General features: G+C 57.2%; 11 protein-coding genes and 2 pseudogenes. 7 read left to right on the top strand and 6 right to left on the bottom strand.

Going from position 1 to position 13,670, the window contains the following annotated elements:
• Window positions 1–618 precede the first annotated feature (618 nt).
• Genes AC1KVG_RS13835 through AC1KVG_RS13825 form a run of 3 tightly spaced genes read left to right on the top strand, consistent with a single transcriptional unit; the run spans window position 619 to window position 7,351 of the window.
• A complete protein-coding gene (locus AC1KVG_RS13835) occupies window positions 619–3,432 on the top strand; it encodes an RHS repeat domain-containing protein (RefSeq protein ID WP_481094778.1) in 2,814 nt (937 codons plus the stop codon).
• 23 nt (window positions 3,433–3,455) lie between these two features.
• Window positions 3,456–6,944 (top strand): RHS repeat-associated core domain-containing protein, encoded by a 3,489-nt coding sequence (locus AC1KVG_RS13830; RefSeq protein WP_481094777.1) that lies wholly within the window; start codon window positions 3,456–3,458, stop codon window positions 6,942–6,944.
• Complete coding sequence (locus tag AC1KVG_RS13825) at window positions 6,941–7,351, top strand: hypothetical protein (RefSeq protein WP_481094776.1); 411 nt, start codon at window positions 6,941–6,943, stop codon at window positions 7,349–7,351. Before AC1KVG_RS13830 ends, AC1KVG_RS13825 begins: the two co-directional genes overlap by 4 nt.
• Before the next feature lie 19 nt (window positions 7,352–7,370).
• On the opposite strand, the gene AC1KVG_RS13820 is transcribed toward AC1KVG_RS13825, so the two are convergent.
• Genes AC1KVG_RS13820 through AC1KVG_RS13810 form a run of 3 tightly spaced genes read right to left on the bottom strand, consistent with a single transcriptional unit; the run spans window position 7,371 to window position 8,869 of the window.
• Complete coding sequence (locus AC1KVG_RS13820; RefSeq protein ID WP_481094775.1) at window positions 7,371–7,751, bottom strand: hypothetical protein; 381 nt, start codon at window positions 7,749–7,751, stop codon at window positions 7,371–7,373.
• Window positions 7,748–8,062, bottom strand: a complete 315-nt coding sequence (locus tag AC1KVG_RS13815) for a hypothetical protein (protein WP_104552748.1) — start codon at window positions 8,060–8,062, stop codon at window positions 7,748–7,750. The genes AC1KVG_RS13820 and AC1KVG_RS13815 overlap by 4 nt, the downstream gene beginning before the upstream one ends.
• A 45-nt stretch (window positions 8,063–8,107) precedes the next feature.
• On the bottom strand, window positions 8,108–8,869 hold the full coding sequence (locus AC1KVG_RS13810) for a hypothetical protein (RefSeq protein ID WP_481094774.1): 762 nt from the start codon (window positions 8,867–8,869) through the stop codon (window positions 8,108–8,110).
• A 51-nt stretch (window positions 8,870–8,920) separates the two neighbouring features.
• Here AC1KVG_RS13810 and AC1KVG_RS13805 point away from each other — a divergent pair, with 51 nt between their 5' ends.
• The 3 genes from AC1KVG_RS13805 to AC1KVG_RS13795 all read left to right on the top strand — a co-directional run bounded on the left by AC1KVG_RS13805 (window position 8,921) and on the right by AC1KVG_RS13795 (window position 11,704).
• Complete coding sequence (locus AC1KVG_RS13805) at window positions 8,921–9,322, top strand: helix-turn-helix domain-containing protein (protein ID WP_228423395.1); 402 nt, start codon at window positions 8,921–8,923, stop codon at window positions 9,320–9,322.
• A 160-nt stretch (window positions 9,323–9,482) separates the two neighbouring features.
• On the top strand, window positions 9,483–10,556 hold the full coding sequence (locus AC1KVG_RS13800) for a CHAT domain-containing protein (protein WP_481094773.1): 1,074 nt from the start codon (window positions 9,483–9,485) through the stop codon (window positions 10,554–10,556).
• A gap of 164 nt (window positions 10,557–10,720) precedes the next feature.
• Window positions 10,721–11,704 carry a hypothetical protein gene (locus AC1KVG_RS13795; protein WP_481094772.1) on the top strand — a complete coding sequence of 328 codons (984 nt, stop codon included), beginning with the start codon at window positions 10,721–10,723 and terminating at the stop codon, window positions 11,702–11,704.
• A gap of 100 nt (window positions 11,705–11,804) precedes the next feature.
• Here the strand turns inward: AC1KVG_RS13795 and AC1KVG_RS13790 are convergent, their stop codons facing one another.
• Both AC1KVG_RS13790 and AC1KVG_RS13785 read right to left on the bottom strand, forming a co-directional pair.
• Window positions 11,805–12,569 carry a hypothetical protein gene (locus AC1KVG_RS13790; protein ID WP_481094771.1) on the bottom strand — a complete coding sequence of 255 codons (765 nt, stop codon included), beginning with the start codon at window positions 12,567–12,569 and terminating at the stop codon, window positions 11,805–11,807.
• A gap of 130 nt (window positions 12,570–12,699) precedes the next feature.
• A pseudogene (locus tag AC1KVG_RS13785) lies at window positions 12,700–12,900 on the bottom strand (integrase); the annotation flags it as partial.
• Between the two features lie 75 nt (window positions 12,901–12,975).
• Between AC1KVG_RS13785 and AC1KVG_RS13780 the strand changes: the two are divergent.
• The gene (locus tag AC1KVG_RS13780) at window positions 12,976–13,245 is read left to right on the top strand and encodes an EexN family lipoprotein (RefSeq protein WP_481094770.1); all 270 of its coding nucleotides are present in this window, start codon (window positions 12,976–12,978) and stop codon (window positions 13,243–13,245) included.
• 122 nt (window positions 13,246–13,367) lie between these two features.
• Here the strand turns inward: AC1KVG_RS13780 and AC1KVG_RS13775 are convergent.
• A pseudogene (locus AC1KVG_RS13775) lies at window positions 13,368–13,670 on the bottom strand (hypothetical protein); the annotation flags it as partial.

Genomic DNA, 13,670 nt, shown 5'->3' with positions numbered 1-13,670 from the left:
TGCGAGTTGATGGAGTTGAAGCAGACAGCCGATGGCAGCCCAGCTGGGCGAGTGGTGGGGTTACGCCGCGCCCCTGTCGCCACGATGTGGCGCGCGGTCATCATTTGTGTCTGACAAACGAGTTGTAGCGTCAATCTTTAATTTCGGAAGGTGTGACCAAACGCCTTGAGCCGAGGTTCGCGGGCCTAGCTGCGCAACAGGGGAACCGGCGGGCTAGCCGTGTCGTCAGCGCGTCTACAGACATCGCCATGCCGTGTCAGGTATCCGCTGGAAACAGCGTCAGAATTTTCTGAATCTAGCGTAGGGAGATCGCTCATTGGGCCGCCTTTCGTGCGCCATTCCTCATAACGTCAATAACTTGTCGTTTTGCCTCACTGCTCCTGCAGCGGCAGGCAAGCACGGGTGGGTAGTTGACATCGAATTGGCGTCGCGCAAGCTTAGGTGGCGTGGGGGTATTGGGGAATGACCTCGTGGTCGCGCTTCGCGCACCCTCCGGATTCTTTGAACACGAACACCTGCCAATGGCTTGGCTGGGCATGCGTTGCCATGCCTTGTCTTTGCATGAGCGCGAGTTCGTGGGAGCGATGAGGTCTACCCGGATCTCGGTCAGTCATCAACTTGGAAGATGCTATGGAATCGGGCACAAAGCCGCGCCAGATGCGCGCGTTTGGATTGGCACTGGCTGCTTTGGTGGGGCTATCTCCTGCATTGGGCGCCGCCGAGGATGTCTATGACGACTACGGCAAGCTGATTCAATCCGGAGCTGTGGTTACAAGTCCGGGGGACAAGCTCTTCGGTGACAACATCAACCTCTACACCGGGTCGATGGAAATCACGCAGACCGACGTCGACTTGAAGGGCAACAACGCCTTGCAGGTGCGCATCGGTCGTCGTTTCTCGGTAGGGAGCCCCACCAAGGGGCACTTCAAGCTCTGGGACTTGGACATTCCCTACATGCATGGCGTCTTCGGTTTCCCGGGCGGGAACATCGCGCCAGATGGCTGGGTGGTCAACGGGACCAGGGAGACGGCTTACAGCCGATGCAGTCGCTACAGCGTTCCTCCGGCCTTCGAGAATCAGGGCGGGTTCTTCGATCCTTCTGAGTTCTGGCGGGGAAGCTTTCTCTACCGGCCTGGAAGCGGCGATCAAGAACTTCTGGCAGCCTCGGCCCAGGCGCTCAGGCCAAACGATGGGCGAGCCTATCCCATTGTCTTGAAGGATGGCTCCGCAGTGCGTTGCTTGGCGTCGCTTGATGGAGCGAGCGAAACGAGTGCTCGAGGCGAAGGGTTTGAACTGGTCGATACCCAAGGCAGCGTGTATGCGTTCAACCACATGGTGTCACGCAGCTATCCCCCTTTGAGCAAGTCGTCGCCTGTTCCGCAGGCCAATTCTGTTGGCACAGCGTCTGCTGGCGGGGCTGCAATGACCACCGCAAGCATTGGTGGAATCGTTCCGATGGTCGCTAACAACTACATCCTGGTTCGCAAGGAGGTCTTGATCTATCCCACGCGAGTGACCGATCGCTTCGGCAATACGGTGGTTTACAACTGGAATCCAGGTGCTCCGTGGCAACTTCTAAGCATTGTTGCCAGCGATGGGCGCCGCATTGATCTGTCGTATGCAGGCGGGGACGGCAACACCATCACCTCCGTGACCACCGGAGGTCGAACATGGTCTTACGGCTACAGCGACACTGTGGATACGGTGACCTTGCCGGACGGCAGTAGCTGGACGTTCGATTTGCTCGCGTTGTCGCGTGCACGCGTGACTTACGGCCAACCGCCCGGCTGCGACAACATCCGCCCGTGGTCACGCAGCAACGTGGTCGGGAGCATCACCGCCCCGACCGGCGCCCGCAGCGATTACACCGTCAACTCCATGCTGATGGGGAGGTCGTGGGTTCCCAGAATGTGCAATGTCCAGGAAGCCTACTCGGAAATTCCCTATCAGTTCTACGTCATGGCTGTCACCAGTCGGCGCATCTCTGGCCCCGGGTTGCCGTCGCAGGGACTGACTTGGTCCTACGACTACGGTAGTCCGAACAACTGCTGGAAGCCGGACACCAATCCGAACCCAAGCGATCCGGCAAAGTATGTCGCGTGTAACGCGAGCTCGCCCATCACCCGGGACATCACGGTTAAGGACCCTGCGGGCCAAACCACCCGCTACCGGTTCGGTAACCGCCACTGGGAGAACGAGGGCTTGCTGCTGCAGCAGGATTTTGGATGGAACGGTTCGACGGCCAAGCGCACCAAGGTGAGCGATTACGCGGCATTTGATGCGGCACCTTATGCAGCGAGGACCATGTATCCGGTCGGCAACTACGGGGACAACACCGTGGCAGCGAGGCAGCGGCCCGTGCGTCAAGTGACGACCATCGACAATGGTGATCAGTTCGTTTGGCGCATAGCGGACTGCAGTGGCCAGCTGTGCTTCGATGAATTTGCTCGTCCGTTGCGCATCGAGCGTTTCAGCCCTTGGCATAGTCGCACGGATGAAACGAGCTATTACGACGAACGCGGCGTGTGGGTCTTGGGGCAGACCGCCGTGGCTCGCAACATCAACACGGGTATTGTCACCTCCCAGGTCGACTACGGCAGCAATGCGTTGCCCCAGACGGAACGGCGCAACGGAAAGGTAGTCGCAACCTACACCTACAATCCTGATGGCACTCTTGCTCAAATCAAGGATGGCTTAGGAAATGCAACGACCCTGTCTGGTTGGAAGCGCGGTATTCCCCAGACGGTTGCGAATCCCGATGGCACAGCCAAGTCCGCTTCTGTGGACGACAACGGTTGGATCCGTCAGACCAACGATGAGAATGGATTCGCAACGATCTATGGCTATGACGTGATGGGGCGGTTGAATGCCACGAACTATCCATCGGGCGACAGCACCGCTTGGAACTCAACCGCACAAGCGTTTGAGCGAGTGGGCAGCGACGAATACGGCATTGGTGCTGGCCATTGGCGCCAGACCGTGACCACTGGAAACGCACAAAAGATTACTTACTTTGACGCGCTGTGGCAGCCACTGTTGATCCGGGAATACGATGCGGCCAACGGCGCGGGAACCTTGCGAGCCAAGCGCTTCGTCTATGACCATGAGGGGCGAGCCATCTTTGCGTCATACCCCAGCAGTAGTGAAGCTGCGAGCACCGGGGTCTGGACAGAGTTTGATGTGGTGGGCAGGCCTACGGCAGTGTCACAGGACAGCGAGCAGGGGCTTCTAACGACAGTCACTCAATACCTTCCTGGTGCCCAGACACTGGTCATCAACCCGCGAGGTGCTCAGACCCGAACGGGCTATCAAATGTTTGACCAGCCGGTCTACGACGCACCAGTGCGGATGTTACTCCCAGAGTCCACCCAAACGAATATTGCTCGTGATGTCTTCGGTAAAGCTCTAAAGATTGAGCGGGGCGCGCAATGAGCGATCGTAAGGAATCATCAAGGATGAAAGCTCATTCCATGTCTATCCTTAAGCGATCCAAGCGCTTTTTGCCGATGATTTGGGGAGGAATGGCTTGGCTAGCATTTTGCTCCATAACTGGTGTAGCGGAGGCAGCACGCAAGTGTCCGGATGGGTCGCCTGCTGGGACGGCCAATGAGTGCCCCACACCCGTAGAGACCAAGGAAAACGATTCCAAATACATTGGTGGCTCGGTGCCGACGACGATGGTCGTAGGCCAGACTTACAGCGCGAGCATCACCTTTCAGAACACCGGCTGGAAAACGTGGACGACACAGGAGCTCTATCGTCTTGGGAGCCAAGGGCCAACTGACAACTCCACGTGGGGGACCGGGCGAGTAGATTTGCCGTCTAGCGTCACCTACGGTGCTAACGCAACCTTCAACTTTACTGTCCGTGCCCCGCTGACGGCTGGCAGCAGGCTATTTCAATGGCGAATGGTTCGGGATGGCGTTGCTTGGTTCGGTGGGCTGGGCTACCCGGTTTACATCAATGTTCTTCCGTCCGTTATCAAGGGCGGCATCGACGGTATCAACTCCACGGTGATTTCCGGCTGGGCATGTTCTACCAATCTGCCTCAATCCATTGATGTGCATATGTATCTCGGAGGTCCTGCCGGCTCAGGCAACTTCGGGGGCGCCACCACAGCGAATCTCGCTAGCGAAGCCGGGGTAGCCGCTGCCTGTGGAACCTCTGCAGCAAATTACCGCTTCTCGTTCCCAATCGACGAAAACTTCATCCTACAAAACGGTGGGAAGGCAATTTTTATCCACGGGTTGTCGCCAGTGGGTGCGTCGAACGATACGATCGCAGGGTCTGGAAGCCTCAGTGTTCCGGCGATTGACCGTGGTTCTGCATTTGTCAGTCAGTCCGTGCCGGCGACGATGACCATAGGTCAGTCTTACCCTGTAGAAGTCACTTTCCGCAACACCGGAAACGTCACTTGGCGTAGGTCTTCAAACTACCGCTTGGGTTCTTTTAATCCATCTAATAACGGGACATGGGGCGCCGGTAGGGTTGAGTTGCCTAATGATGTGCCACCTGGTCAGTCCGTGCGGGTTGCATTTAATGCTGTGCCTCAGGTGGCTGGCTCGCTCAACTTTCAATGGAAGTTGCTGCAGGAGAGCGTGGCTTGGTTTGGCGAAGCCAGTCCTAACCAAGTGATAAATGTTCAAGCGGTCAACCGCCCGCCTCAGGTGTCACTGACCGAGCCAGTCAATGGGAAAACCCTCTATGCGCCTGGCACTGCTGTGGTGCGGGCCAACGCCAGCGATCCAGAAGGCGGTCTGGCGAGTGTTTCGTTCTATTCCAACGATGCGCTCATTGGAACAGTCACATCCGCTCCTTATCAGGTGGCTCTCAACAACTTGGCTGTGGGTAGCTATCGTCTCAAAGCCGTGGCGCGTGACGTCAATGGGCTGACCGCTGATTCTGGCCAAGTTGTGCTGACGGTCAAGCCACCGCAGGGACCTGCATCGACCGCTCGCAGTTACGTCTACGACGCAAACCAACAGCTCTGCAAAGTGATTGAGCCCGAAAGCGGTTCAACGGTGATGGCCTACGACGCAGCCGGTAATTTGATTTGGTCGGCCAGTGGGCTTGACCTCCCAAGCACGACCAGCTGCGACCTGGATGCCGCTGCTGCCAGTGGCCGCCAGGTCCTGCGCACCTACGATACTCGCAATCGCCTCAAGACCCTTCGGTTCCCTGACAAGAATGGCAATCAGGACTGGTCTTACACCCCGGATGGGCTTCCAGCCCAAGTGACGACTGTAAATGACGCGGGCGGCTCATCGTTCGTCAACGGTTATAACTACAACAAGCGTCGGATGATGACGTCCGAATTGTCGGGCCAGACCGGTTGGTATAACTGGTCCATCGGTTATGCCTACGACGCGAACGGAGCGCTGGCGAGTCAGACGTATCCGACAGGGTTGGTCATCAGTTATGCACCCAATGCTTTAGGTCAGCCGACAGCTGTCCGCGACCAAGCAGGGGGCAACTACGCTACGGGGATTGGTTACTACCCCAATGGAGCTGCGCGCCAGTTCACGTATGGCAATGGCGTCAGTCACTCTCTCGTGCTCAACGGGCGGCAGATGCCTCAGCAGGTTCGCGACTCGAACGTTACGTCGCTCGAGTATCAATACGACGCGAATGGGAACGTCACCACTATCCTCGATCAGCAGATGGGGTCGGTTTACAACCGGCACATGTCTTACGACGGTCTTGATCGATTGACAGATGCTGGTTCATGGCGTTTCGGCGGCGATGCTTGGAACCGATACGCCTACGACGTATTGGATAACCTCCTCAGCGCACAGCTGCCGGGGGTGATGGAAAAGAACTACTGGTATGACGCCAAGAACCGTCTGACCAATGTTCAGAACAATGCAGGCGCCACAACGGTTGGCCTGAGCTACGACCCGCAGGGCAACCTCAAGAACAAGAATGGCCAGGTCTATACCTTTGACTACGGAAACCGTCTGCGAGATGTCACCGGCAAGGAGAGCTATGCCTACGATGCCTACGGCCGCCGCACCGTAGCGGGTCGCCCGACAACACTGACGACTCAGGTCTACACCCAGAGCGGTCAGTTGTTCTACACAGAGGCGTCGGGCAAGGGCAACACGGAATACGTCTACCTCAACGGCAGCCTGCTCGCCACGCGCAACGCAGGGGCCATCAAGTTCCAGCACACAGACGCGCTGGGCAGCCCGATCGCTGTGACGGATCCCGCTGGTCAAGTGGTCGAGCGGACCGACTACCAGCCGTATGGCAGCCCCATTGGCAAGACGGTCGATGGCATTGGCTACACCGGCCACGCCATGGACGGGGCGACCGGACTGACTTACATGCAGCAGCGCTACTACGACCAGGACTTGGGGCGGTTTTTGAGTGTGGATCCGGTGGCCGCGGACTCGGTGACTGCGGTCAACTTCAATCGCTACTGGTATGCGAACAACAATCCGTATCGTTTCACTGACCCGGATGGGAGGCAGACAATCCCAACAGAAAACAAGCTTGGCTCCAGCGATCCGGCGCTCATCAGCGACTTCCACCAAGCCCAGGGTGAGGATGCCAAGATTACACTTCGAGTCTCCCTAGACCTTTTCCTGTCGCAATTTGGAGATGGTCCTGGCGGGGCGCTTGCCTCGGCTCCTGCTGCCTTGGTAAGGGGAGTTGTTTCGGAAATTCGTGTTCTTGATGCGATAGGAGAGGTGAAGAATACGGAAAAAGTTATCACTTCTCATGGGCCAACAATCCCAGATTTTAAAAATGTCAGACAGGTTGGAGAGATCAAGGATACAAAGCGCGTTAGCGATACGGCACAATTAAGGGCGCAGCGTGAATATGCGCAGAGCACAGGTCGAGAGCACGTTGTCGTAACGGGAGAGAACACAAAAGTGAGCAAGACGGTAGAGCAGCAGTCGAAAGTGGTTCGGCGTGATGATTTGGGACCTCTGAAATGAGTGAGAAAGATGATGCTGAAAAACTGATGGGCGACTTGCTAGGGTTTGCTAAGGAAATGCTTAAAAAGCATGGCGAGTTCCATCCTTTCGGGGGCTATTTGACTGATTTGGATGAAATCGCTCAAGTTGGAGTCGAGGGTGGAACTGCGCGAGAGAAAATTGATCGCATTGAGACATCCTTTCGTGATCTAGCAGCCAAGGGCAAGATTAGGGTGTTCGGTGTCGTCTCAAATGTAGATTTGGCTGCTGAAGAAGGTCAGGTGAGTGACGCGATCAAGATATTTCTCGAACATCGCGATGGCTACTGCGCGGACGTCTTTTTCCGCTATGAGTCAGAAGGAGGGGTGGCGATTGTAGAAACGACCGCTCAACGAGGCGATAAAAGGCTCTTTGCCTCGACCCATTAGCGTGTGCTTTAAGCAAGTTTCAAGCCGTCAACTGCAGCCACAACACAAGCAGCACCATGGGGAGTGCGCTGAGCACCGAGTAGATCCAAAAAGCTCCCATCACGGTCAGTGGCGTCATTACCCACCACTGGCCCCAGCTGAAGCCCGGGTCGCGCCGTCGCGCTGCGTAGGCCTCTTGCGGGTAGAGCCGTTCCGCCTTTCGCAGGCCCCGTCGAGCCATGAGTGGCCCAACGATGAAGCCGAACGGGCCCAGGAAGAGCAGGGACAGCGAATACCACCAGAAAAAGCGCTTGTGCGGGGTGGTCACCTTTTTAGGGGCAGCGCGCAGTGCGCCGTCTTCGCGGAAGCCGCCCACGTCGCCGACTGTCGTTCCCACCATCGAATTGGGTTGGGTCTTCATTTGGCGTAGGCCCTCCAAGTGCCGTCGGCCTTCGCATAGCGAAGATTTTTGCTGACCGGGATGGGCACCTGCCGGCCCTCGATGTTGAGCACCGCTTGGCCGCGGGTATCGCAGCGGTAGCCCTCGGCGCCTTCCGCTTCAACGCAGCCGGAGAGCTCGAATTGCTGGACGTCGGTGACCTGTCCGGCGCCGCTGTCCTTCAGCAGTTGGACAAAGGCTTCCTTGGCATTGTCAGACGAAGGCTTGCCGCCGCAGGCGGTCAGGCCCAGGGCCATGGTCAACGCGACCAGGCCGATCCTTGCGTGTTTCATGTCTGTCCTTTGATAGCGAGAGGGATTGGGAAGTAGGAGGCAGGGTTACTTGTCGCGGTTCCCGTCGGGCTTGAACCCCGCTATCCACATCCGTGTGTCCTTGAAGGGGGTCAGCAGGCCGCTGGGTCCTGGGTGCAGGTCGGCGGTCTGGATAAAGCCGGCTACCCAAGCGATGCGCAGCGACACGTCCACGGCACGGTCAGCGACGCCAGGGCGGCTCACGTTGACCACGAACGGCTGTGCAGGCGGGTTGGGACCTGCGGACCGCTGTGCGCCCGTGTTGGGCTTGCTGGGCGGCACGCGAATGCCGTTGAGGGCGTCCCGGCCTTTCCACAGCGCCGCGTTGTTGAGCTCAGCGGTCTCGCCCAAGTCGTCGGTCTCGGTCACTGCGGCATCAAAGCAGGTGCGGAAGGTCTCGACGCTCGATGCCGTCGGGCTGGTCCAGATGCGGGCCTCTGCGGTCCAGCAGGGCAGGGCGGCGCCCCACTCGGTGAACGTGAGCGCCACTCGGGGCCAATCTAGGCGTCCGGCTTGGGCGGCCTGGTGGTTGTCGCCCTTGAAGAGTCCGGGCACCTTTCCTGCACCGCTGATGGGCGTGTAGATCGAGCCAGTTCCCTGGTTGCCGGCCTTGCTGCCCGAGTTCGGCTTGATGCCGACCATCTGCTTGCCCGTGTCGGCCAAGCCTTTGCCCAGCTGACGGAAGAAGCCGGTCTTTTGTTCCGGCACGTCTTGAGCGTGGGCAGTGAACGGCGAGATGAGCGTCAACGCCAAGAGCGCAGCGAACGCTCCTTGTCCTGTGTGCTTCATACGAAAAGCCCCTGTAGACCGCCGGTCTGGCAGCATTTACGATAATCGCAGATGAGTCGCCCGCTTCCAAGCGGCACACTGAGGGAATTCAGCTTTCGTGCAATCTTCTCGATGCCCAAACCCAAGACACCGGCCACGGTCTATGGCACGCGTCTGCGCCATGCGCGGATGGCCATGGGCTGGACACAAGCCGAGCTGGCGGAGCGCATTGGGATGGTCGACTCGGTGTCGGGAGCCACGCGCGTGAGCCGCTACGAGACGGGGCAACATGACCCGGACCCCGCAACGGCTGAGGCACTAGCGAAGGCGTTGAATCTGCCTGTGGCTTATTTCCACGCTACGTCCGACGTGCTGGCCGACATCATCTTGATTGTGTCGCGGTTGCCCGTCGCGAAGCAGAAGGAGGCCTTGGAGCGACTCAAGGATCTTGCAGGCAAGCACTCCGGCGAATAACGGAGATAGTTGAGCCTGTGATGACCGATGCTTGGCCGAATCTCAGGCAATGAGATAGTCCAAGCCTAGGATTAGGAATAAGGGATATTGCCGCACCGGACACCAACGGGTGTTCCGACTTGGTGCGCGCACTGCCTCTAACCTGCATCGAGGAAATCCAATGTCAGTCGACCAGCGCCGTAGGGATGTCGAAAGACATCAAAAGGAAATAGCCCGGCTCCAGACCGAAAAATCTCGAGAAGAGACCAAGGCCGTTGGGGAGAAGAAGAAGGCGTTCGATGCGTCGGCGGCCGCAACTCGGACAAAGTCTGTTTCCACACAGCAGTCGAAGCTGCGCGAGGCCCAGCGCTACGAAGGCAATGCCGTCGCAATTCAAAAGAAGATAGCTGACCTTGAGACGAAGATAGCCCGGGAGTATGAGCGATTAGGAAGTGCCAACCGGCAACTTTCCGCAGCGCAAGCTCAGGAGCAAAAAAAGCAAGTCCAGGAGGAAAAGAAGAGAGATGCTGAGCGTAAGCGGGCAATGGTAGCGAGCGCGCAAGAGCTCTCTAGGGTCCAAGGCCGTCTTACGCACCACGACCATTTACACCGAAGCACTGAGGCTACTTTGCAGCGGTTACAGGAGTTGCCAGAGCTGTTAACGGTGCTGTTCCTGGCCTCCAATCCCATTGACCAACAGCAGCTTCGGCTTGACGAGGAGGCCAGGTCCATCCACGAAATGGTGCGGAAGTCCGAACACCGTGATGTGGTGAAATTGGAGTCCAGGTGGGCGGTCCAGCCATTGGACGTGCTTCAGGCCATCAACGAATGCAGGCCGGGCGTTGTGCACTTCAGCGGTCATGGGTCGGAAGAAGATGACATCTTGTTCCAAGACAGCGTTGGCCGGTCCAAGCTGGTCAGTAAGGAAGCCATAGTGCAAACGATGATGGCGGGGTCTGGCGATATCCAGCTTGTCTTCTTCAACACTTGCTTTTCCCATGGCCAAGCCGCTGCGATCGTGGAGCATGTGCCCTGCGCGATTGGGATGAATACGTCCATCGGCGATCAGGCCGCTCGCGTTTTCGCCGCCCAGTTTTATTCGGCGGTAGGGTTTGGGCTATCGGTAGCGGGGGCGTTTGAGCAGGCTAAGGCGGCCCTGATGCTTGAAGGGATTCCTGAGGCGCATACGCCCGAACTCTTCGCTGGGCCCGGAGTGGATCCATCCCAAGTGTTTCTGGTCAGGCCCCCGGGTTAAAACTACGTCCCAAGCGCAGAGGCGGGTCCCATAAATCCTACTTGGCTCTTCAGAGATGGATAGCTACCCCAGCCGCTCCGCTCACGACCTCAACAGCGGGCCACGCGGGATGCTACGTTTGTTTAAGAATCCGACGTGCGCGCCGATAGGGACAGTGCCTGCTGATGCGTGAGGACAAGGATGTGAGGAAGACGCTTATATTTGGAAACGGGCTAGGAATGGCTCTTGACCCAACCCTGTTCTCGCTCGACGAGGCGATCGGACGGGCATGGGAAGGCGAAGGGATCTTTGATCCAGAGACGCGGGCCTTGGTTCGCTGCTGCCTAATGGATGATGGCGATACAGAGCGACCTCACGGAGAGGGCGACCTAGACGCGCTTCAACTGGTGGTCTCGTCATGTGACTTCTTGGATCGGATGAGTCAAGGCGGTGCACATTGGCTCAGCGACCATGGGCAAAGATTTCCTGCCGCAGTGCGCAAGTTTCTTTATCAGACGGCACTCCAGTTCCACCGGAGGGATGTGCTCCTTCCGCTAGAGTTCGCTCAGCCGCTGGCCGCCTTTCTTCATGAGACCCACTCGCACGTCGCGACCCTTAACTACGACAACCTGCTGTATCAGCGAATGATTGAGGCGCATGTCCTCAGCGGATACGACGGCGCGTTGGTTGACGGTATGCTGGGACGTGGCTTCTCGCCGGAGAACCTGGAGCGGAAATGGGGGCGAACTTTCGGCTACTACCTTCATCTACATGGTTCCCCACTGTTCATCGACCAGGACGACATCGTCCGAAAGTTGCAGCAGGGAGAGCTTGGTGGAGACGATGATGTAGTTGGCTCCCACATCGTGCTGACTCATGTCAAACACAAGCCCACGGTCATCGCCGCATCAGCGCTCTTGCAGAGCTATTGGCAGCACCTGGAGTCGGCCTTGGAGGAGTCCAACGAGGTCATATTGTTTGGCTATTCCGGACTGGATACCCATCTCAATGAGCTGTTGGAGCGACGGTCACCGGAACGCATCCGCGTGGTGGAATGGGATGGTTCCGGTGAACAGGCAAAAAGAGAGGTCTTTTGGAAAAAAGCGCTAGGCAAGGAAACAGCTGTCACGCGAATGGAGAGCATCCTGGCGTTCGCCGATTGGGGCTGAGAGGTATTGTCCAAAGTCGGCGTGAATGCCTAGGCGGCGGTGGCGCTGGCCGCGCGCTGCGAGCCGGAGGGTTGCAACCTCTTGCAAATCTAGCCTTCCCTCATAGTGATTTTCTTGGATCAAATTGTGGGTCCACATCCACTAGGTCAAATTTGATAATTTTAGCTTTAGGGAATAACCGTCGCCCAATTTCTCTAATCTCTTTCTGCAAGACGGGGATTGACTCATCGCTTTGATAGACGTGATACCGCATAGTGGTAACGAGATTTACCGCGGATTCCAGGACTTGCTCACCCAGATTTTTTTTCAGATCTTTGTAACTGTAGGCGGCCCCTCTTGCCAGGGTGGAAGCTGCAAATGCAGGCTGTAACTCATCTAAGCAGTGCTTTGCTCTCAAGCGAGTAGCGACAAGTGTTTGGTCGAATCGTAGTTGCTCAATGTGAATTTTAAAAATGAGGTTCGGATCTGATGAATCGATTAGGAAATCCAAATCATCGATTTTTTGAGAAAGCCCTATGGTATCCGGAGGAACAAAGGCGTTCATTCCGAGGGCGCAGTCCACGTCTTTTTCGAACTTGTCTAGTTCTTTTTTCATGGTTCTTATTTCGTTGTGTTGAGCGCCTAAAACCAGTAGCGATCGATTAATTGCCGAAATTCGTCGCTGAACCTCCTTTTCCAACTCGCGACGTTCACCTAGTCGGAAGGCAAACTGCGCGCCGAAAAACGTGCTTAGAAGCGCAAGGAGCGCTAGGGCGAGGTCTTTTGATTGGATTTCCCCTGCCCATGCGAGAGTTGCTATGCAACCGGAGGCAGCCACGACGGCAAGGACATAGATCCAAGGTGCAAGTCGTGACTGTCTATTCATTTCTCTATTTTCTGGGGATGGGCGCATCGGAGTTGAAGCTGCATGAGGTTTATTCTCATGATGTGGAAAAATTGGTCAATAGTCTAATGCTGAGTGACCGCAGCCCTTATATTTTTTCTGAGCCCTTGGACTAGGGATAAAACTTGCTGGGATCGGCCAAGCACTTGGTGAACTGTCCCCGCTGGTAGCGCGGCAGCTCCACGTTGGGCTGATACAGCTCCAAAGCGTTGATCTGCTTGCTGCGCGTCACCTGCGGCCTCTTGTGGAGGTAGTGCCTGCGTAGCACTTGGACGCGGCCCCGTGGGTCTGTGCTGTGGCCTGTGACGAGCGCATCGTCCCTGAGCCGTTGAACTCCTCATGGAGCCGCGATACGTTGATCATTCCTAACAACTAGGGAGTGGCGGCGATGAACCTTCACAGATGGCTAGCGGCCCTGGCATGCGGCCTTGCCGTGAGCAGCCAAGCACCCGCCGCGACACCGAAGACGGTGACTTATTACGCTGAGCACAACGAAGAACGGAAGGCCGTTCTGGCTCGGTGTCGCGACAACCCTGGCGAGCTTCGCGAGACGCCGGATTGCGTCAACGCAGAAAGGGCGGATGCCAAGAAGGCCTTGGCTCGCCGTGGGCACTTGGACCTCAAGCCACTGACCGCTGAGGATTTTAAGAAGCCGTGATTGGGGATGACAGGCGAGCCATGACAGGGTAGCCGTGCCTGAGTAACAGCAGACCTATAAACACAAGAGAAGGTCGCTCTTCCTGTGTTCACCATAGTGCGAAACGAATTAGGTAGCACAAGCTAGGGTTCCGCTCTTTTGCGATCTGCTTCGCTTTTTCTGAGGCTGGAAGAGTCACCGTAACGGGCAGCCCCATGCGTGCGCACAAGCACCTGGTCGCCCATAAAGCGTGGCAAGGTCAGCCCACCACAGGAGATCTTATTCAGCGATTTTTTTAGGCTACTCATCCGACAACTTGGGTAAAAGAACCACGTAAAAGCCGGGAAGTGGCGCTCTGACGCTCGGGCCAACTCCCTTTTATCAGCCCAGCTGATGTCAGCATCCATCAAGCGCTCTCCGAAGGTCTGGCGTAGCGCTGAGAATCC

Source organism: Xanthomonas sp. NCPPB 3959 (assembly GCF_056675575.1).
This window is presented reverse-complemented; position numbering and strand designations above follow the sequence as displayed.

Bases quoted from the DNA above. Each gene is read 5' to 3' on its own strand.
- AC1KVG_RS13800 (WP_481094773.1), top strand. From the start codon at position 9,483: ATGTCAGTCGACCAGCGCCGTAGGGATGTCGAAAGACATCAAAAGGAA.
- AC1KVG_RS13805 (WP_228423395.1), top strand. From the start codon at position 8,921: ATGAGTCGCCCGCTTCCAAGCGGCACACTGAGGGAATTCAGCTTTCGT.
- AC1KVG_RS13830 (WP_481094777.1), top strand. From the start codon at position 3,456: ATGAAAGCTCATTCCATGTCTATCCTTAAGCGATCCAAGCGCTTTTTG.
- AC1KVG_RS13795 (WP_481094772.1), top strand. From the start codon at position 10,721: ATGCGTGAGGACAAGGATGTGAGGAAGACGCTTATATTTGGAAACGGG.
- AC1KVG_RS13810 (WP_481094774.1), bottom strand. From the start codon at position 8,869: ATGAAGCACACAGGACAAGGAGCGTTCGCTGCGCTCTTGGCGTTGACG.
- AC1KVG_RS13780 (WP_481094770.1), top strand. From the start codon at position 12,976: ATGAACCTTCACAGATGGCTAGCGGCCCTGGCATGCGGCCTTGCCGTG.
- AC1KVG_RS13790 (WP_481094771.1), bottom strand. From the start codon at position 12,569: ATGAATAGACAGTCACGACTTGCACCTTGGATCTATGTCCTTGCCGTC.
- AC1KVG_RS13815 (WP_104552748.1), bottom strand. From the start codon at position 8,062: ATGAAACACGCAAGGATCGGCCTGGTCGCGTTGACCATGGCCCTGGGC.
- AC1KVG_RS13825 (WP_481094776.1), top strand. From the start codon at position 6,941: ATGAGTGAGAAAGATGATGCTGAAAAACTGATGGGCGACTTGCTAGGG.
- AC1KVG_RS13820 (WP_481094775.1), bottom strand. From the start codon at position 7,751: ATGAAGACCCAACCCAATTCGATGGTGGGAACGACAGTCGGCGACGTG.